Source organism: Fusobacteria bacterium ZRK30 (assembly GCA_024628785.1).
Classification (GTDB): Bacteria; Fusobacteriota; Fusobacteriia; order Fusobacteriales; family Fusobacteriaceae; genus Psychrilyobacter.
Map to the genome: position 1 here is coordinate 923239 of CP102405.1, position 26022 is coordinate 949260.

20 protein-coding genes are annotated in these 26022 nt (G+C 33.1%); 16 read left to right on the top strand and 4 right to left on the bottom strand.

What is annotated here, in order from left to right:
* The first annotated feature begins 161 nt into the window (after positions 1-161).
* The 3 genes from secA (at position 162) to NRK67_09585 (ending at position 3892) form a co-directional block, all read left to right on the top strand.
* Positions 162-2867 carry a preprotein translocase subunit SecA gene (secA, locus tag NRK67_09575; GenBank protein ID UUV19661.1) on the top strand — a complete coding sequence of 902 codons (2706 nt, stop codon included), beginning with the start codon at positions 162-164 and terminating at the stop codon, positions 2865-2867.
* A 3-nt stretch (positions 2868-2870) separates the two neighbouring features.
* Positions 2871-3611, top strand: coding sequence for a hypothetical protein (locus tag NRK67_09580; protein UUV19662.1), 741 nt, complete (start codon positions 2871-2873; stop codon positions 3609-3611).
* A gap of 83 nt (positions 3612-3694) precedes the next feature.
* Positions 3695-3892 (top strand): cysteine-rich CWC family protein, encoded by a 198-nt coding sequence (locus tag NRK67_09585; GenBank protein ID UUV19663.1) that lies wholly within the window; start codon positions 3695-3697, stop codon positions 3890-3892.
* 83 nt (positions 3893-3975) lie between these two features.
* On the opposite strand, the gene NRK67_09590 is transcribed toward NRK67_09585, so the two are convergent.
* Positions 3976-5478 carry a diguanylate cyclase gene (locus NRK67_09590; GenBank protein ID UUV19664.1) on the bottom strand — a complete coding sequence of 501 codons (1503 nt, stop codon included), beginning with the start codon at positions 5476-5478 and terminating at the stop codon, positions 3976-3978.
* Positions 5479-5927: 449 nt separating this feature from the next.
* Here NRK67_09590 and NRK67_09595 point away from each other — a divergent pair, with 449 nt between their 5' ends.
* The 10 genes from NRK67_09595 to NRK67_09640 all read left to right on the top strand — a co-directional run bounded on the left by NRK67_09595 (position 5928) and on the right by NRK67_09640 (position 18518).
* A complete protein-coding gene (locus tag NRK67_09595; GenBank protein UUV19665.1) occupies positions 5928-6815 on the top strand; it encodes a DMT family transporter in 888 nt (295 codons plus the stop codon).
* Positions 6816-6893: 78 nt separating this feature from the next.
* The gene (gene uvrB, locus NRK67_09600) at positions 6894-8870 is read left to right on the top strand and encodes an excinuclease ABC subunit UvrB (protein UUV19666.1); all 1977 of its coding nucleotides are present in this window, start codon (positions 6894-6896) and stop codon (positions 8868-8870) included.
* Positions 8871-8887: 17 nt separating this feature from the next.
* On the top strand, positions 8888-10027 hold the full coding sequence (locus NRK67_09605; protein UUV19667.1) for a hypothetical protein: 1140 nt from the start codon (positions 8888-8890) through the stop codon (positions 10025-10027).
* Positions 10024-11484, top strand: coding sequence for a diadenylate cyclase (locus NRK67_09610; GenBank protein ID UUV19668.1), 1461 nt, complete (start codon positions 10024-10026; stop codon positions 11482-11484). The genes NRK67_09605 and NRK67_09610 overlap by 4 nt, the downstream gene beginning before the upstream one ends.
* 71 nt (positions 11485-11555) lie before the next feature.
* On the top strand, positions 11556-12755 hold the full coding sequence (xseA, locus tag NRK67_09615) for an exodeoxyribonuclease VII large subunit (GenBank protein UUV19669.1): 1200 nt from the start codon (positions 11556-11558) through the stop codon (positions 12753-12755).
* Positions 12756-13649, top strand: coding sequence for a tetratricopeptide repeat protein (locus tag NRK67_09620; GenBank protein UUV19670.1), 894 nt, complete (start codon positions 12756-12758; stop codon positions 13647-13649).
* A gap of 70 nt (positions 13650-13719) precedes the next feature.
* Positions 13720-14775, top strand: a complete 1056-nt coding sequence (gene dprA / locus NRK67_09625; protein UUV19671.1) for a DNA-processing protein DprA — start codon at positions 13720-13722, stop codon at positions 14773-14775.
* Between the two features lie 27 nt (positions 14776-14802).
* Positions 14803-17439 (top strand): type I DNA topoisomerase, encoded by a 2637-nt coding sequence (gene topA / locus NRK67_09630; protein ID UUV19672.1) that lies wholly within the window; start codon positions 14803-14805, stop codon positions 17437-17439.
* 149 nt (positions 17440-17588) lie between these two features.
* Positions 17589-18074: a DUF2202 domain-containing protein gene (locus tag NRK67_09635; protein ID UUV19673.1), complete on the top strand. Its 486-nt coding sequence runs from the start codon at positions 17589-17591 to the stop codon at positions 18072-18074.
* Between the two features lie 228 nt (positions 18075-18302).
* A complete protein-coding gene (locus tag NRK67_09640) occupies positions 18303-18518 on the top strand; it encodes a hypothetical protein (GenBank protein ID UUV19674.1) in 216 nt (71 codons plus the stop codon).
* A 68-nt stretch (positions 18519-18586) separates the two neighbouring features.
* Here NRK67_09640 and rpsI read toward each other — a convergent pair whose 3' ends face one another.
* Together rpsI and rplM are read right to left on the bottom strand one after the other, a co-directional pair.
* Positions 18587-18976, bottom strand: a complete 390-nt coding sequence (rpsI, locus tag NRK67_09645) for a 30S ribosomal protein S9 (protein ID UUV19675.1) — start codon at positions 18974-18976, stop codon at positions 18587-18589.
* Positions 18977-18997: 21 nt separating this feature from the next.
* Complete coding sequence (rplM, locus tag NRK67_09650; protein UUV19913.1) at positions 18998-19414, bottom strand: 50S ribosomal protein L13; 417 nt, start codon at positions 19412-19414, stop codon at positions 18998-19000.
* 422 nt (positions 19415-19836) lie between these two features.
* Between rplM and malX the strand changes: the two genes are divergently transcribed.
* From malX to NRK67_09665, 3 genes are read left to right on the top strand one after another with little or no spacing between them, the layout of a single operon-like run.
* Positions 19837-21384: a maltose/glucose-specific PTS transporter subunit IIBC gene (malX, locus tag NRK67_09655; GenBank protein UUV19914.1), complete on the top strand. Its 1548-nt coding sequence runs from the start codon at positions 19837-19839 to the stop codon at positions 21382-21384.
* 53 nt (positions 21385-21437) lie between these two features.
* On the top strand, positions 21438-22586 hold the full coding sequence (locus NRK67_09660) for an aminotransferase class I/II-fold pyridoxal phosphate-dependent enzyme (protein ID UUV19676.1): 1149 nt from the start codon (positions 21438-21440) through the stop codon (positions 22584-22586).
* A gap of 48 nt (positions 22587-22634) precedes the next feature.
* A complete protein-coding gene (locus tag NRK67_09665) occupies positions 22635-23996 on the top strand; it encodes an HTH domain-containing protein (protein ID UUV19677.1) in 1362 nt (453 codons plus the stop codon).
* Between the two features lie 112 nt (positions 23997-24108).
* On the opposite strand, the gene NRK67_09670 is transcribed toward NRK67_09665, so the two are convergent.
* Complete coding sequence (locus NRK67_09670; protein UUV19678.1) at positions 24109-25950, bottom strand: fructose-specific PTS transporter subunit EIIC; 1842 nt, start codon at positions 25948-25950, stop codon at positions 24109-24111.
* Between the last annotated feature and the right edge of the window lie 72 nt (positions 25951-26022).

A 26022-nucleotide genomic window follows, 5' to 3' on the forward strand; every position in this document is an offset into this window, starting at 1 on the left:
TGCGGTCTAAGCCTTTATTTTTAAATGGTTTAGACTAGGTTTTTTATTTCTGGTTTGATTGACGGTCTCTCCTTTTTTATGTTATCATTATAAGCGGTGAAGTGTATTGAAATCAAAGTTTCTGACTTTGAGAAATCAAAAATTGAGTGAGGTAATGACAGATGATCGGTAACTTAGTAAAGAAAATTTTTGGAACAAAAAATGACAGAGAAATAAAAAGGATTTTAGCTATTGTAGATGAGATCAATAACTTAGAACCTGAGATAAAAAAATTAGGAGATGAAGATCTTAAAGCTAAAACTATAGAGTTTAGAGAGAGATTAGATAAGGGTGAAACTTTAGATGATATCTTAGTAGAAGCTTTTGCAGTAGTAAGAGAAGGTGCTGTAAGAGTTCTTGGAATGAGACACTACGATGTACAAATGATAGGTGGAGTAGTCCTACACGAAGGAAAAATAACTGAGATGAAAACAGGAGAGGGAAAAACATTAGTTGCAACTCTGGCTGTATATTTAAATGCGCTGACTGGTAAAGGGGTTCATGTGGTAACAGTAAATGATTACCTTGCTACCCGTGACAGAGAATTAATGGGAAGATTATATGACTTTTTAGGATTAACTTCAGATGTGCTATACAATAACATGCCTATGGATAAAAGAGGGGCAGCCTATAGAGCTGATATTACATATGGAACAAACAGTGAATTCGGTTTTGATTATTTGAGAGACAACATGGTATCTAGAGTGGAAAACAGGGTTCAGAGAGACCTTCATTTCTGTATTGTAGATGAGGTAGACTCAATTTTAATAGATGAGGCTAGAACACCGCTTATCATATCAGGGGCAGCTGCAGATACTCAAAAATGGTATAAAGTATTTGATGGAGTATCTAAAAAATTAGTTAGAAGTTATGAAACGGAAAAAATCAAGGATATAAAGAAGAAAAAAGAGATGAATATCCCGGATGATGTTTGGAAAGATTATGAGGTAGATGAAAAATCAAGTAATATCACTCTGACAGAAAAAGGAATAGCTAAGATAGAGAAAGAATTAGATATTGAAAACTTATACTCTCCTGAAAATGTAGAGTTGACTCACTATATGATGCAGGCTCTAAAAGCTAAGGAATTATTTTATAGAGATAAGGAATATTTAGTTAGAGATGGTCAAATCGTAATTATTGATGAGTTCACAGGAAGAGCCATGGAAGGCAGAAGATATTCAGATGGTCTGCACCAGGCTTTAGAGGCTAAAGAGGGATTAAAAGTAGCTGGAGAAAACCAGACTTTAGCATCCATAACACTACAAAATTACTTTAGAATGTATGAAAAATTATCTGGAATGACAGGTACTGCTGAAACAGAAGCACCTGAATTTATGCATACATACAAATTAGGAGTAGTAGTTATTCCTACAAACAGACCCATAGTAAGGTTGGATAACCCGGATTTAGTTTATAAAACACACGATGAAAAAATAAATGCCATAATAGAAAGAATTGAAGAACTTTATACCAATGGACAGCCTGCCTTAGTAGGAACAATCTCTATTGAAAGTTCAGAAGTTTTATCTGAGCGTTTGAAGAAGAGAAAAATACCTCATGAGGTTTTAAATGCTAAATTCCATGAAAAGGAAGCAGATATAGTAGCTCAGGCTGGTAGATATAAATCAATTACTATCGCTACAAACATGGCTGGAAGAGGAACTGACATCATGTTAGGGGGTAACCCGGAATTCTTGACTTTGGATGAAGTTGGAACGATTGATGCTCCTAACTATGAGGAAGTATTAGCAAAATATAAATCTCAGTGTGAAAAAGAGAAAGTAAAGGTATTACAAGCTGGTGGATTATTTATCCTGGGTACAGAGAGACATGAATCTAGAAGAATAGACAACCAATTAAGAGGTAGATCAGGTAGACAAGGTGACCCGGGAGCAACAGAATTTTATCTTTCATTGGAAGATGAGCTTATGAGATTATTTGGGTCGGAAAGAGTAGCTGCTGTAATGGATAAATTAGGGTTGCCGGAAGGGGAGCCTATTGTACACAGTATGATAAGTAAAGCCATTGAAAATGCACAGAAAAAAGTAGAAGCCAGAAACTTTGGAATCAGAAAAAATCTATTGGAATTTGATGATGTTAACAATAAACAGAGGGAAGCTATCTATGAGAGTAGGAATACAGCCTTAGAAAAAGATGATCTTAGTGAAACTGTTTTTGGGATGTTAACTGATACTGTCTCATGTGAAGTTGTTGAAAAATTCGTAGGAGAATTTAAAGAAGACTGGGATATAGACGGGTTAGTAGAAAAAATAGAAGAACTGTTTGATTATGTCATAGAGGATAAGGAAGAATATAAAGGTTTGACTATCGAGGAATATTCTAATTCTTTATCTGAAAAAATAGTAGAAAAATATAAAGCCAAAGAGGAAGAATTTAGTACTGAACTTATGAGAAAGTTGGAAAAATATATATTATTTGAGATAGTAGACTCTAGATGGAGGGAACATTTAAAGACTTTAGATGCCTTAAGAGAGGGAATCTATCTTAGATCATATGGACAAAAAGACCCACTTACAGAATATAAATTAATCTCTGGAGATTTATATGCTAAGATGCTAAAAACTATAAAAGAAGAGACTATTTCTTACCTGTTTAAGGTACAGATCAGGGTACCTGAAGAGAGAGAAGTAGAGATAAAGGAAGCAAAAAATAGAAATAAAAATATAAGATATGAGGCTAATGATGATTCGGAAGGGAACACAGATTCAGCTAAAGAATCTAGAGTTTCTGATAAAGTAGGTAGAAATGACTTGTGTCCTTGTGGATCTGGAAAGAAATACAAAAAATGTTGTGGAAGGGTGTAGACTATGAAGAAAATGAATAAAATTTTATTGGCAATAATGGTAGTATTTTTAGGAGCATGTTCATCTCTGGATATAGATACTAGTAAGTATAAGATCACTACAGAAACGTTAAAAGAACCATACAAAGTAATGGATGATATACTAATAAGGGAATCTATTTTATCTGACTGGTATAACAATGAAGAACCGGTTCACTATTTGACAACTAGACAAGTTATAAAAAAAGATGGTAAGGATGAGGTCTTTTTAAATAGTTTGAAAACTAAAGAAATCACAGATAAAGATATTGAAGAATTCAATAAATTAACTAAAAAATATCTGAACAAGTTAGAGAGAAAATATAAGTTAAAAGATGAAAATATCAAAGATACCAAGGAACTTGTAAAGAATTTGGTAATTGGATATAATGTTGTTTATCCTACTACTTCAAAGCATTTGATGACAGTGGTTGCGACTGAAAAAGAAAGAAATTATATCTTGGAATTAAATAAAAAAACTGAAGATGAGATGACGGATAAAGACAGAACGAAGGTAAGAAAATTATTGAATAAATGGTTGGAAAGAAAGGAATTTTTTGATGGAGAATCAATCTATAGTGCTGAGATATCAAAGGATACAGTGAAACTTGTAGAACTATCTAAGAAGAAAAATTTAACTACTTTAGAATTGAATAACTTAAATGCTAAAGCTATGGAAATAGCATTCCCGGAATTAATATCTAGTTTATCTAGATGGGGAAAATAAATTAATATTGAATTAGGAGATGGGTTGTTCTGTCTCCTAATTTTAATATTGAATTATAATAAAATTTAGTCAGGAGGAGAACTATGGATAGAAAAATATGTCCTATTTGCGGGAATGAGAATAATTGTGCTCATGAAAATGGAAAAGACCCTCATACTTGCTGGTGTATGAATGTAAAGATCCCAAAGGAAGTTTTGGAAAAATTAAAAAAAGCAAAAAAAAATAATACAGGTGGTTGTTTTTGCAGGTCTTGTGTGGAAAAATTTATGAAAGGTGAGTAGAGAAAATAGAATTAGAAGCTATAGGGTATTTAAAATTAGTATAAAAAAAAGAGAACTAAATTAATTTAGTTCTCTTTTTTTTATTATACTTCTATATATTTTCTTTCAGGTAATTTTTTCTTATTTTTCTTATCCTTATACATCTCTATGTCTGCTAGGTTGATATATTCTTCCAAGGTATCATCTCCAGAACACTCGACCATTCCAACACTTATACTGGTTTTGTATTGTTTTGAATTATTTTTAGTATATTTTTCAAATTGCTTTTCAATTTCATTAAATAACTTCCTTACTTCTACTATGTTTAACCTGTCGAATCCCAGGATAAATTCATCTCCTCCAAACCTGAGGAAGATATCTTCCGGCTCTAGGTTATCTTCTATAATTTTAACAATATTTTTAATTAATTCATCTCCTTCTTCGTGGGAAAATCGATCATTTACATATTTAAGGTCATTTATATCGATAAAAACAGTTACCAAATTTCCTCTTTTTTTCTTAACAAGTTTAAACTTTTTATCTAATTTTTCCAGTCCGATATGCCTGTTAAGTATTCCTGTCATTACGTCGTAAGTGGCCAGACTATAGAGTCTTTTTTTCATTATTTCAATATCTTCTAAGAGATTATTTATATTTTTTCCTAAATTTCCAATTTCATCTTTCCCGCTGATTTCAAGACGTTTCCCCAGATCTTTATGCTTTATTATCTCTTTAACTGAATGCTCCATATTTCTCAGTCTTTTTACAATAAATCTTTCCATAAAGATATAGATAACAAAAATCAAAATTAAAAAGTTTATTAACAGCATCACTATATATTTTTTTATATTTTCTTTTCCTAAAAATAATATATTGGCATCTCTTTGATTTTCCAAGATAATACTCCGACTAGAAAGGGTTGGAATATAGAATTTATTGAGGACTGTATCTTTTTCTATCTTAATTTCATATGGATATTTTGAGTCTTCAGAAACGCCTAATATATTAAATGGGATTCCTAATTTTTCTTCTAAAGTTTTCAATTTATTTTCATCTAAAAAATAACCCATAACTAAGTTACCTACTGGCTTTTTCAAATTATTGCTGTCTGTTATTCCTAAGTTGGAAAAAATTAAAATCTTATTATTTTTCCTGGCTATCATCCCTATTTTTTCATTATGAAACTCTATTTCATTTTTTAGTTTTCTGATATCTTCTAAAGAAAGAGCCTTATCGGAGTCGTTGTCATAACTTGTCTGGTATACTATTTCCCCACGATCATCTAAAAAGATAACAAGGTTTAAATCTAAATCATCTAAAAGAGTATCGACTAAGTTACTCCTTGTATAATCTTCTTTTATTTTAGGATCCTCTGAAGCTATGAACTCATAGCTGTCATCCCATTTAGACCAATCAACATTAAGTCTTTCTAAGTTTGAATATAAACTACGAAACTCATTGTTTATCAATTTGTATATGGATTTAGATATTCCAATTTCTATTTGCTCGTAATCTTTTTCTACCGATTTTTTTAGATTAAAAAAGATCAAGATAAAGACTACGATACTAGAAATTGTTACTATAAATAAGCTTTTTGCTCTTAACATTATGTCCAACTCCCTTTGGGTAATTTATTCAGATTTATTTGTATAAATATACTTATTCTGAAAGAGAAAACCTCTAATTTCTTAATAAATTAGAATCATATAGATTATTTTAGAATAAAGTTGTATTAATTACTGTATTATAAACGCATCTCTAGAGAAAATTTGCCGTTATTCTCTATGTAAAATAAGAGGCATCTCCATTTTATAGGAAAATTTTACTTATAATTCTACAAGAAAAGATTAGGATAGCAAATGAAATCAAAATATTTCTAGGATGAATATAATATATAGTATAACATATACAGGATGAATAAAATGAATTATCTTTTTTTGTGAAGAAGAAGTAGAATATATAGGTGGAAAGAAGATGAATATAGTGAATATTTCAATTTATTATATCTGTAGGTTAGGTTAGCATTTTGGTTATACAAAAGGGAAAGGTGATTAAAATGAAAAAAAGTTTAGTAGCAGATGTAACATTATTATTGGTATCAATTGTATGGGGGTCAGGCTTTGTAGCCACCAAGATACTATTGGATGCAGGGATATCACCATTTTATATGATGGGATTTAGATTTTTAATAGCAGGAATATCTCTAGGAGTTATTTTTTTTAATAGGATAAAGAAGATGAAAAAAGAGGATATATTGGGAGGATTTTTAGTAGGGATCTTATTGTATTTGGCTTTTGGAGCACAGACAGTAGGATTACAGTATACGACACCGTCTAAAAATGCTTTTTTGACAGGGGTAAATGTAGTCGTAGTACCTTTTTTATATTGGGCTGTAACTCAGAAAAAACCTGATAAATACGTTTTTGCAGCAGTTATTATTTGTTTTTTAGGGACAGCGTTTTTATCTACAGGAAATAATATGAGTTTTGGATATGGGGAATTTTTATCTCTAATCTGTGCATTTTTATTTGCAGGACACATAGTTTCTAACGGTTATTATGTGGACAAAACAGGGCCTTTTATCCTTTGTTTCTTACAGATGATCTTTGCATCGATCTTTGCCTTTGTGACAGCATTTAGTGTAGAAACACTGCCTCCAGTGATATCTACTCATACTTGGGCAGCTATATTTTATGTGGGATTAGTCACAACAATGCTGGCATTTTTTCTGCAAACCTGGGCACAAGCTCATACAACTTCTACAAAGACAGCGATAATTATATCCACAGAAGCAGTTTTTGGAACCTTGTTTTCAGTGGTTTTATTGGGAGAGTTATTGACTGTAAATATGATTATTGGAGGATTTGCTATCTTTATAGCAATAATAACCGCAGAAACAAAATGGAATTTTTTGAAATTTAACAGGAAAACAGTTAAAATATAGGAAAGATAAAAAAGAGTAGCTTAAGCTACTCTTTTTTTATCTTTCTTGATTAAAAAAAATGAAACAGGGAGGGCTAAGATGTTTAAATTAGTGTCAAATTACACCCCTACAGGAGATCAGCCAAGTGCTATAAAAACTCTGGTAGAGGGGTTAAATAATAATTATAGGGATCAGACATTATTAGGAGTAACGGGATCAGGGAAAACATTTACCATAGCCAATATAATTAAGGAAACCAATAGACCGGCTCTTATTATGGCTCCCAATAAAACTCTGGCAGCACAACTATATTCGGAGTATAAAAAGTTTTTCCCTGAGAATGCAGTAGAATATTTTGTATCCTACTATGATTACTACCAGCCAGAGGCTTATATTCCCTCTACAGACACGTTTATAGAAAAAGACTCATCTATCAACGATGAGATCGATAAAATGCGACATTCGGCTACTGCGGCCCTCTTAACCAGGAAAGATGTTATAATAGTAGCTTCTGTATCGGCCATCTATGGATTAGGATCACCTGAAACATATAAGAAGATGACCCTGGCTATCGATCTTAAGAGCGGTATGAGCCGAGATGAAGTTATGAAAAAATTAATATATTTAAGGTATGAAAGAAATGATATAGCCTTTGAGAGGGGAAAATTCAGAGTCAAGGGAGACATTATAGATATCTATCCTGTTTATCAGGAAAGTGGGTACAGGCTGGAATACTGGGGGGATGAACTGGAAAGTATCTCTGAAATAAACACCCTTACAGGTCAGAGTATAAAAAGAAATATTCAGAGGATAATGATCATGCCAGCTACCCACTACCTGACAGAAGGGGAGAAATTGGAGCAGATCATGGAGGAGATAAAAAATGATCTGGAGATCCAGGTGGAAAAATTTGAAAACAAAGGAAAACTTCTGGAAGCCCAGAGGATAAAACAGAGAACTGAGTATGACCTGGAGATGATAAAGGAGATCGGTTACTGTAAGGGGATAGAAAACTATTCCAGATATCTGTCGGGTAAAAAAGAGGGAGAGAAACCCCATACACTACTGGAATACTTTCCCGATAATTTTTTAATCTTTATAGATGAATCCCACATAGGACTGGCCCAGATTGGCGGGATGTACAAGGGAGACAGGTCCAGAAAAACAACTTTAGTGGAAAATGGATTTAGGTTACCATCTGCTTTAGACAACAGACCCCTAAAATTTGAAGAATTCAGAGAGGTAGGAGGGCAGATGGTATTTGTTTCGGCCACCCCTGGAGACTTTGAATTGGAAAATAGTGAGTCTGTAGCAGAACAACTGGTTCGTCCTACAGGGATTGTAGAGCCTAAGATAATAATAAAACCGACTAAAAACCAGGTGGATGATCTTCTGGAGGAGATAAGGTTGAGGGTAGAGAAAAAACAATGTGTTTTAGTGACTACCCTGACAAAAAAAATGGCAGAGGAGCTGACAGAATATTACCTTGATTTAGGAGTGAGGGTGAAATATATGCATTCCGGGGTAGATACTTTGGAAAGAATCGAGATAATTCGGGGATTAAGAAAAAAGGAATTTGATGTATTAGTAGGAATAAATCTATTGAGGGAAGGATTAGATATTCCAGAGGTATCCTTGGTGGCTATATTAGAGGCAGATAAGGAAGGGTTTTTAAGGAGCAGGAGATCACTGATACAGACCATGGGAAGAGCAGCCAGAAATATAGAGGGAGAAGCTATCCTGTATGCAGATGTTATTACAAAATCTATGGCAGAAGCTATCTCAGAAACAGACAGAAGAAGGGAAAAACAGCTAGAATATAATATAAATAATAATATAGATCCAAGATCCACTATAAATGAGATATCGGAAGATCTTTTAAATCTCGATTATGGTTTAGATATAGATGAGATAAATGAAGAGGTAATGGTATATAGTTCTAAAAAGGATATAGTAGAGCAGATAGAAAGATTAAAGGCTGAAATAAGTCAGTTAGCTGGAGAATTGGATTTTGAAGGAGCTATAAAAAAGAGAGATGAGATGTTAAAATTAGACAAATTATTGTTGGAAATATAGGTGATTAGGAGGAAATCATGAAAAATATAAAAGTAGACAGATTTCTAAAGAAATACGATAAGATGCTGCCTGTCTATAATGAGATGGTAGAGGTTATACAAGAGATCTTTGAAAATGAGATTGAAAACAGGGATTATAGACTTCAAAGTATAGATTTTCGAATAAAAACCAAGGGAAGTTTGAGCAAAAAAATTCATGATAAGGGGAGAAAATACCAGAGGTTATCCGATATTACCGATGTTGTAGGAGTCAGAGTAGTTACTTTTATGGAGGATCAGGTAGACATAGCTGCTGAAAAAATAAAAGAATTTTTTGTGATAGATGAAAAAAATACTATCGATAAGAGAAAAGCATTGGATCCTAGATCTTTTGGATATCTGTCTCTGCATTATGTAGTTTCATTTCCATTGGAAGAGAAATATAAAAAATTTAAAGGGATAAGGTTTGAGATTCAGATAAGGAGTCTTCTACAGCATACTTGGGCTACCATAGAACATGATTTGGGGTATAAAAGCAGGATAGGAATCCCAGATGAATTGATAAGAAGTTTCTCTAGAGTCGCAAGTTTACTGGAGTTAGCTGATAAGGAATTTGTAAATATAAAACAGGATCTGATAAAATATGAGGAAAAAGTACATGATTCTATGAAGATGGGGAAAAATATGCCTAGTGATAGCCCGTTAAATAATATAACCATTAGGTATTTTATGGAAAATAATATTATCTTGAATAAACTTTTTAGAGAGACTCTGGCAGAACTTAACTTAGAGGAAGAGGCCAGGGAGGAAGCCCCAGTAGAGATAATAAAATTATTGAACTATTTTAAATTAAAGAGGATAGGAGACCTAGAAACTATACTCCAGACTAAAAAAAGAGAAATAATTTTTGTAACCAATAAAATAGTCCAGGAAACAGGGGAAAATGTAATAGAGAAAAGAGGTATATTTTATTCCATGGCCTATGTGTTGCTCGGAGGAGAACCACTCAGTGAGAAGTTAAAATTTTTAGAGATGTTTAAGATATTAACCGATGACGAGAGAAAAGGGATGGCAGAGATGATGGAGAAATATCATCTGGAATATAAAAATAAATCCAAAAAGCCCACTAAATATTCCTTAAAGAATATTATTTTCAGAAACAAAAAGGGGGCTAAATGAAAAAAATAGAGTATTATGGGGAATTTTTAGAGAAGCTCAGTGAGTATTTAGGGGTACAATTAAAGCTAAAAGCTCATGGTAATCATGTGGAATTTATACCTGAATTTAATTCAAAATTTATTAAGAAAACTCTGGAACATATAGGTGAGATTTTTGAGATCTTGGATATAATCTTAGAGGAATACTATGAGGAAAATAATAATATCTACTTTACCGATCTGATAGAGGAATTTTCTCAAAAATTAATAGGGCACATGGTAAAGGAAAAGTTGGTAGTCACAAGTGAACAGATGAACTTTATGGATACCATAAAAAGGATATGTAATGAAACTTATGAAAGTGAAAATTCAAGTTTAAATATATTACTTTTTAAAAACAGGGAAATTATCCCAGAGGAATTGAAAAAAATGGGGTTAAATTTCCTTCCCTTTGATACTCCTAAAAAAATAGAGGAGATATTTAAAGAGAAACTATCCCTGAAGATGTTAAATGGGGATAATTTGGTGTTGATCATTGATAGTGACTTCAGAGGTTATGGATTAGGAGTAAATGATGAGAAAAATAAGGTGTTCAAGGAGAGGATGCTGGTTAAACTAAGGAGTCAAAATAACGGATATTTAATCTCATTTATATCCATGTTATCTAAAAACATTTTAAGCTATATAGATAAAGACAGTATAAGTGTAGAAGTTAAGGCTGGATTTAAGATGAGTGAGGAAAAGATAGAAAAATTGGTTAAATATTCTAACGAAGAGATGATCTCATCTAAAGTTCTTTTTAACACTTATAATAAGGAAAAGAGAGAGAGATTCCCTTATATCTATATGGAAATTAAAAATAAAGAGTTAAAATTATATTTACAGAATTCTATAGACAACTACCTTTCATACAGGGGAGGGAAATGGAAGTTAAAATCTTTTCATATATTAAAATTTTTGATTATAGAAAAATTTTACATGGATTCTTTTGTATTTCACCTTTTTAATGATAAAATAGAAAAAAAAGATATAATTGAAAATATTATAATGAATGTAGATGTTTTGGTCTGCCTCATTAAAAACCTCCTGGAAGAAGGCAAGGGAGGACTTTTTATAATTCTAGAGAGAAGTATAAAAAAAATAGAGAGGGAAAAGATATTTGTAGGGGGAAATGAAGACAACAGCATATATAAAAGGACAGTTTTAAAGGATGGCAATAATACCAGAATAAAAAATCATAATTTTGAATATTTGAAGCTAATATCTAAAGTAGATGGTGCTGTGACCCTGGACAATGAATTTAACCTTTTATCATTCGGCAGATTGGTGAAACTGGATATGAATGGAAGTAAGGAGAAGGTCGAAGGGGCCAGAACTGCTGCTGCAATAAGCGGGTCTAAATATGGCTTAGCTATAAAGGTATCCGAAGATAAAAAAATAACTGTTTGGGAAGATGGGATAAAAATATTGGAGATATAATTCTTTCTCTTTACTTTTAATAACCATAAAACGGATATCTGTAGATGAGAGAGGGCAAAGAGGAGAAATATATGAAGGATAGGATATTTACAGTAAGTCAGATGAATAAGATGGTAAAGGAATATTTGGAGGGAAACGACAGTTTTAATAATTTTTTCCTTAAAGGGGAGATTTCAGGGATAAATTACTATAAGAGCGGCCATCTGTATTTTACCCTTAAAGACAGTAGGGCAAGTGTAAAATGTGTATCTTTTGGATATAAATTTAAAAAGATACCGGAGGACTTGAAAGAGGGGGATAAGATAAAATTATTTGGAAAGGTGACTCTCTATGAAGCTAACGGGAACTATCAAATACTGGTAGCCCATGTGGAAAAAGAGGGAACTCTGGGGAAACTCTTTGAGGAACTGGAAAGGACTAAAAGAGAGTTGGCTAAAGAGGGTTATTTTGACGCAAAATATAAACTGCCTATTCCCAAATTACCTCAAAATATAGGGGTAGTAACTTCTGGAACAGGAGCGGCAGTAAAAGATATAATAAATACAGCTAAACTCAGATATGAAAATATAAATATCTATGTCTATTCTGCCAAGGTTCAGGGAATAGGCTCTGAAGATGAGATCATAAAGGGAATAAAAACTCTGGATAAGATGGAGGAGATTGATCTTATCATAGCAGGACGGGGAGGAGGAAGTGTAGAAGACCTGTGGTCATTCAATAAAAAAGAGGTGGCTCTGGCATACTTTAACACTAAAACGCCCATTGTTTCAGCTGTGGGCCATGAGATAGACAACCTTTTGACAGATCTTACAGCAGATATGCGAGCTTCTACTCCGACCCATGCAGCGGAGTTAGTCGTTCCCAGAAAAGACCAGTTGATGGAAATGTTGGAAGATAGGAGGAGAAAGCTAAATAACAGCCTGCTGGCCAATTTACAGAAGAAAAAGGAAAAATTAGAAACTTTAAAAAGAAGTTATATCTTGAGGAGTTATTTAGAGACAGTTGTAGACAGGAATAACCTGTTAATGGACAGGGAAGACAGGTTAAAAAAAGCTATTAACAATAGCTTAATGCAAAAAAAACACCTTTTAGAAGTGAGGATGGAAAAACTCCGTTCATTGAACCCAGAAGGGATATTAAAGAGGGGATATACTATAACTAAAGCAGGAAATAAGATTATAAGAGGGGCAGGAGAACTAAAAATAGATGAAAAAATAGAGATTATATATCACGATGGTAGTGTAATCAGTAGAGTAGAGGAGATAAAATAGATGAAAAAATTATTGATAGTGTTATTTATTGGGATAGTCTCAATAGGGTATGCAGAAGTTCAGGATGGTTTTATTACAGAAAATACTTATAAAATGACAGAGAACACACTTGGAACCTATGAAAAATATATGGAGGCAGGAGAGGACTCTTATTTAGAGGGAAATTACAGTGATTCGTTGGATTTTTATTTGAATGCCTTTAAGGTGAAAAAAGATGATATAGAATCTCTTCGTGGGGTGGCTAGATCATATGAGGGACTGAACCAGCCGGAGAAAGCTTTGGGAGTATATAGAAAAATTTTAAAAGTAAACCCTGAAGATATAAAAGCGTTGCAAAAAAAACTTATTTTAGATAAAAAAAATGTTTCTAAGTGGGGATACGATAAAAAAGAGGAATATTTTGAGGAGTTTGAAAACTATCTGAAGAAAACTAATTATGTAAACAGCGAGGATATTTATACCTTGGGAAGTATATATATGAATGATAAATCTTTTGAAAGAGCTTATACTGTATTTAAGAGGGATAAGGCTGGCGATTACAGAAATTATTTCGGTACAGCTACAACTGCCAGATTTTTAGGAAAATATGATACTGCTATTACATTCTATAACAAACTTTTATCTGTAAAACCAGATTTTTATAGAGGGTATCTCGGACTGGGAACTTCTTACCAGATGAAAGGAAATTATGATAAGGCAATAGAAAATATGGAGAAATATCTGATCTACCAGGAGGACGAAAACGTCTATATAGCCATGGCGAATATCTATATGGCAGAGGATAGATACAGCAGTGCTAAAGATATTTTGGAGAGGGCACAGGTTAAATTTCCTGACTCGAAGAAAATAAGAAAAAATTTAGGGTATATATATAGTAAGTTAGGGAGAAATTAAGTGGTGAAAAATTAAATAAAAAAGGTTTTTAAATTATATTTTGATTAAAACTGTCGTGGAGGTGAAAGCTTTGGATTCTTGGTATAAATTGAGAGTGGCAGGAGTAAGAGACAGTATAATAATTAAACTGATGAATTTGTGTGAAGAATTTGAAGAAATTTTCCTCCATGACAGGGTATTTTATAATAAAATTATGAGGTTTAAATATGAGGATATTGATAAAATTTTAAATTCTTATAAAATTAATCTTGATTTTTATAGGGAAAAGATGCTAGATTTAAATATTGAAACAATTTCTATAAAGGAAAGAGAGTATCCATTATATTTAAAAAATATCTCACATCCACCGGTATTTCTATACATAAAGGGAAAGATGACCTTTTATGATAAAAATATAGGAGTAGTCGGAACACGGAAGATGAGTAGTTATGGGGAATCTGCGTGCAGGGAATTAGTAGGAGATTTAGTAGGGGCAGGAGTTACTATAACTAGTGGACTAGCAATTGGAGTAGATGTAACTGCTCATAAGAGGGCCTTGAACCTAGGTGGAAATACCATAGCTGTTGTAGGAAGCGGATTAGATGTAATCTATCCTCCTCAAAACAAATATGAATGGGAAAGGATAGCCAGAGAAGGGACCCTTATAAGTGAATATCCATTGGGCACTCCTCCAGAGAGGTATAATTTTCCCAGGAGAAATAGGATAATAGTGGGATTGACCAGGGGAGTTACAGTAGTAGAGAGTTATAAAAAAGGCGGAAGTTTAATAACTGCTAAACTGGCTTTAGAGGAAGGCAGAGATGTGTTTGTTATTCCGGGATTTCCAGGCTATATCTCCTTTGAGGGTAATAATAATCTCATCAAAGACTCCTATGGTAAGTTAATTACCTGTGGAAAAGATATATTAGAGGAGTATGGCTGGGATGGTAAAAACCAAATTAATGTAAAAATAGATATAGATCCGGAAGAGGAAAAAGTATATAGTGCATTGGTTGTAGAAAAAAGTTTGGATGAACTGATGACAGAAACACATATCCCTATAGGGAAACTTTTAGGATTATTGACAAATTTAGAATTAAAAAAACTTGTGAGAGCTATTGCAGGTGGTAAATATAGAAGAGTGTAGTAAAGACAAAATATTGGAGTGATAGAAGTGGCTAAAAAAAATCTAGTTATAGTGGAGTCGCCGGCAAAGGCAAATACTATAAAGAAAATATTAGGACGTAACTATGAGGTTACAGCCTCATATGGACATATAAGGGATCTTCCCAAGACAAAGATGGGGATAGATATAGAGAATGATTTTACACCCTCTTATTCGACAATAAAGGGTAAGGGAGAAATAACCAAAAACTTGAGAGCATTGGCAAAAAAATCAGATAAAATTTATCTGGCAGCCGACCCGGATAGGGAAGGGGAAGCTATAGCCTGGCATATAGCTCATATATTAAAATTAGATCCAAAGGAAAAAAACAGGATAGAATTCAATGAGATAACTAAAACTGCAATAAGAGAAGCAGTAAAAAACCCTAGAACTATAGACCAGGACAGGGTCGATGCACAACAGGCAAGAAGATTATTAGACAGGATAGTAGGGTATTCTATCAGTCCATACCTGTGGCAGTTAATATCTTCTAACACCAGTGCAGGAAGGGTCCAGTCGGTATCATTAAAATTAATCTGTGATTTAGAAGATGAGATAAAGGCATTTATTCCTCAAAAATATTGGGAAGTAAGCGGAAATTTCAGTGACAATATAGATCTGAATCTCTATAAATCAGGGGATGACAGGGGAATTAAAATCTGGGATGAGGAAAAGATGGAGGAATTAAAGAAAACTCTGGAAATGCATCCTACTTTTGAAGTGACCAGCACTGAGATATCCAAGAAAACTAAGAAGCCTCCACTACCATTAAAGACAAGTACATTACAACAATTAGCTTCATCATATTTAGGTTTTTCAGCTTCTAAAACCATGAGGGTAGCTCAGAGTTTATATGAAGGGTTGAAGATAGATGGAACTCAAAAAGGTCTGATTACCTATATGAGAACTGACTCTACCAGAATATCAGAGGAAGCTCAAGGGCAGGCTAAGGAGTTTATTTTAGAAAAATATGGTGAAAAGTATATAGGAAAAGAGAAGAAGAAAAAAACAGATGATAAAAAGAAAATACAGGACGCCCATGAGGCGGTAAGACCTACCTATATAGATTTAGAACCGGATAATATTGAGGAATACCTGAATTCTGACCAATACAGGTTGTATAAATTGATTTGGGAAAGGTTTATAATCTCCCAGTTGGCTCCTATGGAATATGACCAATTTACACTGATAAGTGGATATGATAAATATCAATTCAGAGGGATAGTAAATAAGGTAACCTTTGACGGATACTATAAGGTATTCAAAGAGGAAGATGAAATAAAAACAGCTAGTTTCCCTAGTATTGAAAAGGGGGATAAGTTAAATTTAGAAAAATTAAATATAAAGGCAGACGAAACTAAACCTCCTAAAAGATTTACAGAATCTTCACTGGTAAGAAAATTAGAAGCTGATGGAATTGGAAGACCTTCTACCTATGCATCTATCATAGAAACTTTGAAGAAGAGGGAATATGTAGAATTTATGGGGAAATCATTTGTACCTACTAAGTTAGGTTATGATGTAGAAAAGATATTGAATAAATATTTCCCAAGAATATTGGGAGTAGAATTTACATCTAGTATGGAAGACGCTCTGGACTCAATTGAAGAAGGAGAAATAAAGTGGACCAATGTTTTAGATGACTTTTATATAGATTTTAAAAAGGCACTGGATAACTTTGATAAAGAAGTAGAAAAAATTACCAATAGAAGGATTGAATCTGATGTACCATGTCCAGTGGATGGCTGTCCAGGGAAGATGCTCCTAAAAACAGGTAGATTTGGAAAATATTTAGAGTGTGAACACTTTGAAACCTGTAGTGGAAGGATTCCATTAAAAACAGTGGAGATCGATGAACAGGAATTAGAGGATGGGCATATCTTTATCAATGAGGTCGTACAGAAGAGAGAAAGAATTAAAAAGGGAATACCTACTGATATAGTGATCAAAGGTGTGAGATATAACCTGAAAAAAGGAAGATTTGGAGAATACCTAGAGAGTGAAGATTATGAAACAGATAATAAAAGACTGCCATTATCCAGTGCTGTTATAGGTGTTTTGAGAGATGGAAGTATAGAGATCGATGTGGAAATGATAGCTCTAAAAGAAAGATTGTTAGAGATGAATGAGTATTTTGAAGAAAAAGATACCGACATGAAAACAGAAGATGGAACTATGATGATCTTAAAAAAGGGAAGATATGGAGAGTATTTGGAAAGTGAAAACTTTGCTACTGATGAGATCAGAATCCCGCTCCCGGCCAGTATAAAAAAGATAGTAAAGGAAGGGCAGTTAGAGGAAAAAGATGGAGTTATAATAATTAAATACCTATTGGATGAGATCAAAGCTGTAGAAGACAAACTCATAGCTGAAGCCGGGGTATGTGAAAAGTGCGGCAGTAAATTTGAGATAAAGGCAAGCAGAAGGGGGAAATTCCTGGCTTGTAGTAACTATCCAACCTGTAAAAATACAAGAAAAATATTAAAAGATAAGGAAACAGGGGAACTTTCGGTAGCTCCTCCTGCAAAGAAAAAAGAACCGGTAAAAAAAGCAGCGGTAAAAAAAGCAGCAGCAAAAAAAGCACCTGCAAAGAAGACGGCAGCTAAGAAGAAAACAACAACTAAAAAAGTAAAAGAAGAAAAATAAGAAAATTGCTAGATCTCCCATTATTTCAATGGGAGATCTTTTTGCCTTCACATAATTTTCATATTTAAGGAGTAGAGTTAAGTATAAAAGGAAATTAAATTGATAAAGGGAAAATTTATAAATTATTCTACTAAAGGAGGTCGGGGAAGATGAAAATAAAATTTATAGGGATCGTAATGATATTGGTGTTGAGTAGTTTAACCTTTGCTGGTTATGGTAATAAAGGAGCTGAAAAGGATAGTAATATAACGGTACAGGAGATGATTAAATATTCAATAGAGGATGAAATCTTTGCAAAAACAGAATATGAGAAGATAATGAAAACTTTTAATATCGACAGACCATTTTCAAATATAAAAAGAGCAGAGGAAACTCACATGGAACTATTGCAGCCCCTTATTGAAAAATACAATGTCCGTTATGAAAAATTAGAGGAAAAGGACCTTGTAGTTCCAAAAACTTTAAAAGAAACTTTTGAAATAGGAGTGCAGGCAGAGATAGATAATATAGCCATGTACGAAAAGTTTCTAAAAGATGAAAATTTACCTGATGATGTAAGGGAAGTGTTTACCTATCTCAGAGATGGATCAAAGAACCATCTGAGAGCATTTGAAAGACAGTTGAGTAAATACTAACTGATTACGAATATTAGGGAATTCCTGTATTAAAAAAAATTCTAAATGTGAAATTAGAGAAAACCAGGTGGAATTTAATAAGTTCAAAAGCTTATGCTTTCGTTAGAAGGTATAGGCTTTTTTTAACAAAGAGGAAATGAGTAATGTTTTTAAAAGGAAATTTAATAGAGTTAAATAATAACATTAATGTATATTATTTTATTTGGTAACGAAGAAGGGAGGTTTAATATGGTTCGATTTATTGATTTTCACGGAGAAATAAAAAGTTTTTATGGAGAACACTATCATACTTTTGAAGAAGTAGAAGTAATAGGCTTAGAAGAAAAAGTATATATGTTAAAAGTTGGAGAAGTAATTCATTACATTAGGAAAGACGTTTATGAAAAATTACAAAGGATAAAAGCTTATAAAGAAAGTGAGGGAGAATCATGTGAACAGTTATAGATAAATTTTAATAAAAAAAAGAGATGTATTCCCACAACAGTGGAAATATATCTCTTTTTGAAATAACCTTATCTCTTTGAGAATTGAGGTGATTTTCTTGCTTTTTTCTTTCCGAATTTCTTTCTTTCAACCATTCTTGAGTCTCTAGTTAAGAATCCAGCTTCTCTTAAAGCACCTTTTAAAGTTTCATCAGCCATTAATAATGCTCTAGCAACACCATGTCTGATAGCTCCTGCTTGACCAGTAGTTCCTCCACCGTTTACGTTTACTTTAACTCCAAATTTCTCAGCAGTTTCAGTTAAAACTAAAGGTTGGTTTACGATATCTCCTAAGATTCCTCTTCCGAAATACTCGCTCATTTCTTTTCCATTTATAGTAACACCTGTTTCACCAGGCACTAAGATTACTCTTGCTACTGAAGTTTTTCTTCTTCCAGTTCCTCTAAATTGTACAGCCATTTTAAATTTACCTCCTATTTATTATAATGATTTAGTTTCAGGGTTTTGAGCAGCATGCTCATGTTCAGATCCAACAAATACTCTTAATCTAGTTAATTGTTGTGCACCTAATCTGTTCTTAGGTAACATTCTCTTAACTGCTAAAAATAAAGCTTCTGCAGGGTTCTTCGCTAAAACTTCTTCTAATCTTCTCTCTCTTAATCCACCTGGGAATCCTGAGTGATTGTAATAAATTTTGTCAGTTAATTTTTTTCCTGTAACTGCGATTTTTTCCATGTTAGTGATTACTACGTAATCTCCACCATCGATATGAGGAGTGTAAGTTACCTTATCTTTTCCCATTAATTTCTTTGCGATTTCTGCAGCTAGTCTACCTAATACTACACCATCAGCGTCATAATGTAACCATTCTCTAACTACATCTTCTTTTCTTAACATAAAACTATATTTGTTTTTCACGTTTTGTTCCTCCTTGAAATAAATGTTATAAAATACTATTTATAACGGCTCCTCGTGGGAAAGGGCTTTATCTTTGATATTATATAACAGTTAGCTCATTGTGTCAATGATTTTTTGTTGACAAATGGTATTATTCGGGAGGAAGAATTTAATTTTTTTAAAAAATGAGATTAATTGATCTTATCTGTTATTTTTATAAAGTAAAAGAGTTAGAGATAAGGCTTTAATTTTTAAATATTGAAAGGGTTCAATGAAGAGATTTTTTTACTTTGATATGTTAAAACTTTTATTCCGAAAAAAGTGAAAAAAATACAGAATTGAAAGTGAAGGGAGATGAAAGTATAATTTTAGTATATTTGAGTTTTAAGGGGGAAGGTTTTATGAGTACAGGTACAATTAAAATGAAGAGTGCAAAAAAATCAAATGGTGTCAGTGGATGGGAATTTTTTCAGAACTTAGGAAAAACTTTTATGTTACCGGTGGCATTGCTGGCAGCTATGGGGATCTTGCTGGGATTAGGAGCAGCATTTACAGGGGCTACAACTATTGAAATGTTTCCCTTCCTGGGAATACCGGCATTACAATTTATATTTAATTTTATGATAAAGATCAGTTTGGTTGCATTTATATTTTTACCATTGATGTTTGCCGTTTCCATACCTCTGGGTTTAGCCAGGGAAAATAAGGAGATAGCAGCATTTGCAGGATTAGTAGGATATATATCGCTGCAGCTGGGAACAAATTTTTATCTGACATCTAGAGGGATATTGGAGTCTACCGATACAAGGATGATAATGGGAATAGAGAGTATAGATACAGGGGCACTGGGTGGACTCATATGTGGTATCTTGGTTTATATGATCCATTCAAAATATCAAAATATTGAACTTCCAGATGCCTTTTCTTTCTTTGGGGGGACAAGATTTGTAGCCATAGCTACCGTACTTATCATGTCGATAGTAGGAATTTTGGTGCCTATTATCTGGCCATTCTTTGAGACAGGAATATTAGCAGTTGGAAGGGGGATTCAAAAAGCAGGAATCTTTGGGCTGTTTTTGTTTGGAGCAGGGGAAAGATTGTTATTACCATTTGGGTTACACCATATATTAGTGGCAACAATAAGGTTTACCGAAGCTGGGGGACAGATTGTGACTGCTGGCGGGGAAACTATATCAGGTGCACTAAATATATTTTATCATCAATTTACTCAGGGACCAGAATTTGTATCTCCTGAATATACTAGATTTTTATCACAAGGGAAGATGCCGTCATTTATATTTGGATTGACAGGAGCAGCTTTTGCTATGTACAAATCATCTTTTTTAAAAAACAGAACCAAGGTAAAAGGATTACTTATATCGGCAGTTGTAGCAGCAGCAGTAGGAGGGATCACAGAACCTATTGAATTTATATTTTTATTTATAGCACCGGTTCTTTATCTTTTTCATACTGTTATGACAGGACTTGGATTTATGGTGATGGGGATCTTAGGTGTGGTTATCGGAAATACAGATGGGAACATAATAGACTTTTTCGTATTCGGAGTATTACAGGGATTATGGACTAAATGGTATTTAGTACTGCCGGTAGGAGTTATATGGTTTGGATTATACTATGTAGTATTCAAATGGTATATAGAAAAATACAACATATTGACCCCAGGAAGGGATGACTCTGAAGAAGCTGTAAGTGCTATGGACAGCGGGAATATGGCAGGATATAATGCCAAAATAATGTTGGAAGCAATAGGCGGAAAAGAAAATATAGTGAGTTTAGATAATTGTATAACAAGATTGAGACTTGTGTTAAAAGATGCATCTATTATCGATGTGGAAGCTATAAAAAAAGCCGGTGCTGTAAATGTGGTAAAACTAAACGACACAAATGTTCAAATAATAGTTGGGACAAAAGTACAGGTATTAAAAAAACAGATGCAAAAACTTATTTAGATAAAAAGTATTTTAGGGGGCTGTCAGACTGCCTCCTATTCTTGGAGGAAAAGATGAATTTTGATAATGTAATTGATAGAAGAGGAACCTATTGTACCCAATGGGATTATATAGAGGATAGATTTGGAGAAGGGACGAAAAATTTAACGCCATTTACAATTTCAGATATGGATTTTCGTTCTCCTAAAGAGATAGTTGAAAAAATAGTTTCCAGAGCAGAACATGGTGTTTTTGGATATTCTCGTTGGAATCACGCAGACTATAAGGGAGCGATAAAAAACTGGTTTTTAAAAAGGTGTGACACGGTAATAAAAGAGGAATGGATCTCCTATTCACCATCGGTACTTTATTCTATTACATTACTTTTAGAAAAAATATTAGAAAATGGGGGTAAAGTAATGACTCATACCCCAAAATATGATGGATTTACAAAATTACTAAAACCATATGATTTTTTTGAAATCCAATTGACAGAAGATGAGGAAGGAAAATATTACACAGATTTTATAAAGATAGAGGAGGGCTTTAAGAAGGGAGTTAAGGTTTTTTTACTTTGCAGTCCCCAAAATCCAACGGGGAAGGTATGGAGTATAGAGGAACTGACAACCTTAATAAATTTATGCATCAAATATGATGTATATTTGATTTCAGATGAGATCCATATGGATGTTGTAAGAAAAAAGCATACTCCGGTTTTGAAGTTAGATACTCTGAGGTCGATCATTGTTTCATCGCCTTCCAAGACTTTTAATACTCCTACCCTTGGGGGATCGTATGTTATAATTCCTCAAAAAAATATCAGAGAAAAATTTATTGATCATATAAAAAATATAGACGGAGTATCCACAGCAGCAATATTTGGAGTTTTATCAACTATTTCTGCTTACAATCAGTGCGATTACTGGGTGGATGAATTAAACAGGTATATTGATGAAAGTTTTAAACTGGTAAAGAGGGAGTTGGACGGGTATATGGGATTAAAAGTAAATATACCAGAGGCAACCTACCTTATGTGGATAGACTTTAAAGGAACAGGATTAAAAGCTGAGGAATTTCAAGAGCGTCTGATAAAAAAAGGTAAAGTTGCTATAATGTCGGGAGATCTTTATGGGGATCCCTATAAGATACGTTTAAATGTTGGATGTTCCAGAGCAAAACTAAAAAAAGGGATAGATGGGATAAAACTGGCATTAAATAAATAGGTAAAATCTATCATCATATTATATAATTTATATAGGCAGGTGATGACGATGAGTTTAAAACAAAAAGAATTAACTATTTTGATGTTGATAAATAAAAATCCCATTACAATAAAAAAACTTTCCCAGGAGATCAATCTCAGTGAAAGAAATCTTCGATATAGCTTGGAAAATTTGGAATACTATTTAAAACAATTTTTTTCAGAAAGCAGTTTGATAAGAGCTCAAAAAAAGATATCTACAGAGTTCACAGAGGAAGAAGTAGGAAATTTTTTTAATTATATATATGATGATTACTATATATACACCAGTAAAGAGAGGCAGGAGTATATATTAAACTTTTTCTTATTTGAGGATAAGCCGACTTTAAAAAAATTAGAAGAAATTTTAGATGTGAGCAGAACTACATTAAAAAAAGATATACAGGGATTAAAGGGGGAATTGGAGGAGTACAGCTTATATTTTAAATACGATGTAACCAGAATCTATATAGGTGGAAATGAAAAAAAAATCAGACATTTGATGATGTTAAAGGTGATAGATAGTTTGGAAAAACCAGAAGAAAAATATGTGAAACCTATTAAAACAATGATAAAAAAATTAATTTTAACTCATCGAAAGGAGATCGATAATAGAAAAATCGAAGAGGTTATTCAGAGGATTGAAGGAGAATTTATGTATGGATTCTCAACAGAGTTTAACAGAATAATCAGGCACTATCTTTGGGTGACTTTATTTAGAATATCTAGGGGATATTATATATTAAAAAAGCATAATGCAGAATTTCTAAAAAATACATCACAGCATAAAGTTATAAAAAAAGCATTGGAGAAGATAATCCCTCCAAAATTAACCTTTGAATTTATCCATTTGACAGAATATTTTTTGAGCAGTTCTTTAAACGGTAAATTTAATGATGAACTATTGAATATTCAGCTGTTTACATTTTATCTTTTAAAAGAAATGGAGAAGAAAGTTGATTATGATCTGTTAAAAGAGGATTTATTTCAAAAAATATGCAGTTACTTAACCTCGGCTTTCTACAGAATGAAAAATAATTTTATCTTGGGAGCAGTTAACAAGGAGAGGTTAGAAGGCAATGAGATAATCTTCATTCTAAATAAAATATCTAATAGAGATAAATATTTAAATGAAAAATTAAGAGATGAGGAGATCTATTTTATAGGAAAGCTGATAGAGGAAGAGATTAGAAATCAGAAAAAAAAAGTTATAAAACTTAGTAAGCTAATAGAAATTTCTAAAAAACACAGCACCGCTTTCAATGAAAAGTTATTTATAAAAGAGATATTAGAAGTTTATGGAGAGTGTGTCTTAGATGATAAGGAAAAAGGATCATCAATTACCTCTCCTTTTAAAAAATTAATAGAAGCAGATAAAGGTTTGAAATTATAGTAAATAAAGATAAAATTAAATAATATTTTAAATGAAGCAATAGAGAAAAAAGAAAGACAGGAATATTACCATTGTAAGTGTAAAGTTCCTGTCTTTTATAAATATACTCAGTTTATTGTTTTTTAGGTTTTAATAGAGTAGTGATCGTTGCAGTTAGGATAGATCCAGTAATTATAGCGATTAAAAACATGATCTTGTTATCTACAACCGGGAGAACTATCAGACCTCCGTGGGGAGCATGATCTGCTACACTACCTATAGCAGCTATAATAGCTCCTACACCAGCACCAATCATATTAGCCGGAATTACTCTAAGTGGATCCGCAGCAGCAAATGGAATAGCTCCTTCAGTGATACCAATACAACCCATAGCTAAAGCAGCTTTACCGGCTTCCCTTTCTTCAGTTTCAAATTTCTTAGGTGCCATAAGAGTAGCCAATCCCATACCGATAGGCGGAACGCAAATAGCAACTGCAATAGGACCCATAACTGTAGATACGCCCTGACTGATCATACTTGCACCAAACAAAAATGCAACTTTATTAACAGGGCCACCCATATCAAAAGAGATCATAAGTCCTAAAATAAGAGCTAAGAGGATAGAACCTTGTTCCATACTTTTAAGTCCGTTAGTCATAAACTCCATAAATCCACTAATAGGAGCACCGACGATATGCATAATTAATCCAACTAAACATGTAGCAACTAAAGGAATAATGAAAATAGGCATTATAGGCTGCATACTTTGTGGAACTTTCCAGCCTTTTACCCATTTAGCTATGTATCCAGCTGCAAAACCTGCGATGATTCCTCCCAAAAATCCTGCTCCTATATTATTAGCAATAACTCCTCCAACAAGTCCGGGAGCTAAACCAGGTCTATCAGCAATACTCGAAGCGATAAATCCTGCTAAGATAGGAACCATAAGACCAAATGCAACTACCCCTAAATCCAACATTTGTTTAAAAAATGGATTGGTAACAGCAGCACCTTCTCCAGCTTTTACTCCAGAAAGAGCAATGGAAAGAGCGATTAAAACCCCACCACAAACAACTAAAGGAAGCATGTGAGAAACACCATTCATAAGATGTTTATATATTCCATTTTTTTCTTTACTTTTTAAGCTTTTATTTTTAGAACTATTTCCTCTGTGTATAGGAGCTGTTGTAAGAGCCTGGGTTATTAGTTCATCAGGTTTTTTTAAAGCATCTTGAACACCTACTTGAACTAGAGGTTTACCATGGAATCTATCCGTATCTATATTTTTATCGGCAGCAACGATAATTCCTTTGGCATTTTTAATATCTTCTTCTGTAAGTGGATTCTTAATACCAATAGATCCATTTGTCTCGACCTTGATAGCAACACCCATCTCTTTTGCTTTTTTTCTAAGAGAGTCAGCGGCTAAATAGGTATGAGCTACTCCAACTGGACAAGCTGTTACTGCAAGTATTAAATCAGAAGATTTAGTAGATTCATCAATATCTTCTTCAATAATTTCTGTTCCTAAAATATTAATTATTTCATCTTCTGTTTTGGCTTTTTGTAATTTATCAATAAATCCATCTTGAATGAATAGAGAGGTAAGTTTTGTCAACACCTCTATATGTGTGTCTCCCTGTTCTGATTTTGGGATAGCCAGTAAGAATACCAAAGTTACTTCATTATCTTCGTCTATTGATTCCCAATCTTCTATAGGGGTTTTAAGTCTTGCGATTGCAAAAGTAGCTTTCTTTACAGCTGTGGATTTCCCGTGTGGAATTGCAAGTCCCTCCTCTAGGCCTGTAGGAGAAAGTTTCTCTCTGTCTAATACTGCTTTGAGAAACTCCTCTTTAGATTCTAATACTCCTTGATGATCTAATTGTTTTACTAATTTTTCAATGACTTCTGCTTTAGATTTAGCTTCCAAATCTAAAGTAACTAAATTTTTGTTTGTTAAAGTGCTTAAATTCATAATATTCCTCCCTTTTCTTTATGTTAAAATGATACCACTTAAAATTCTCTTTTTAAATTATATATATTTTTC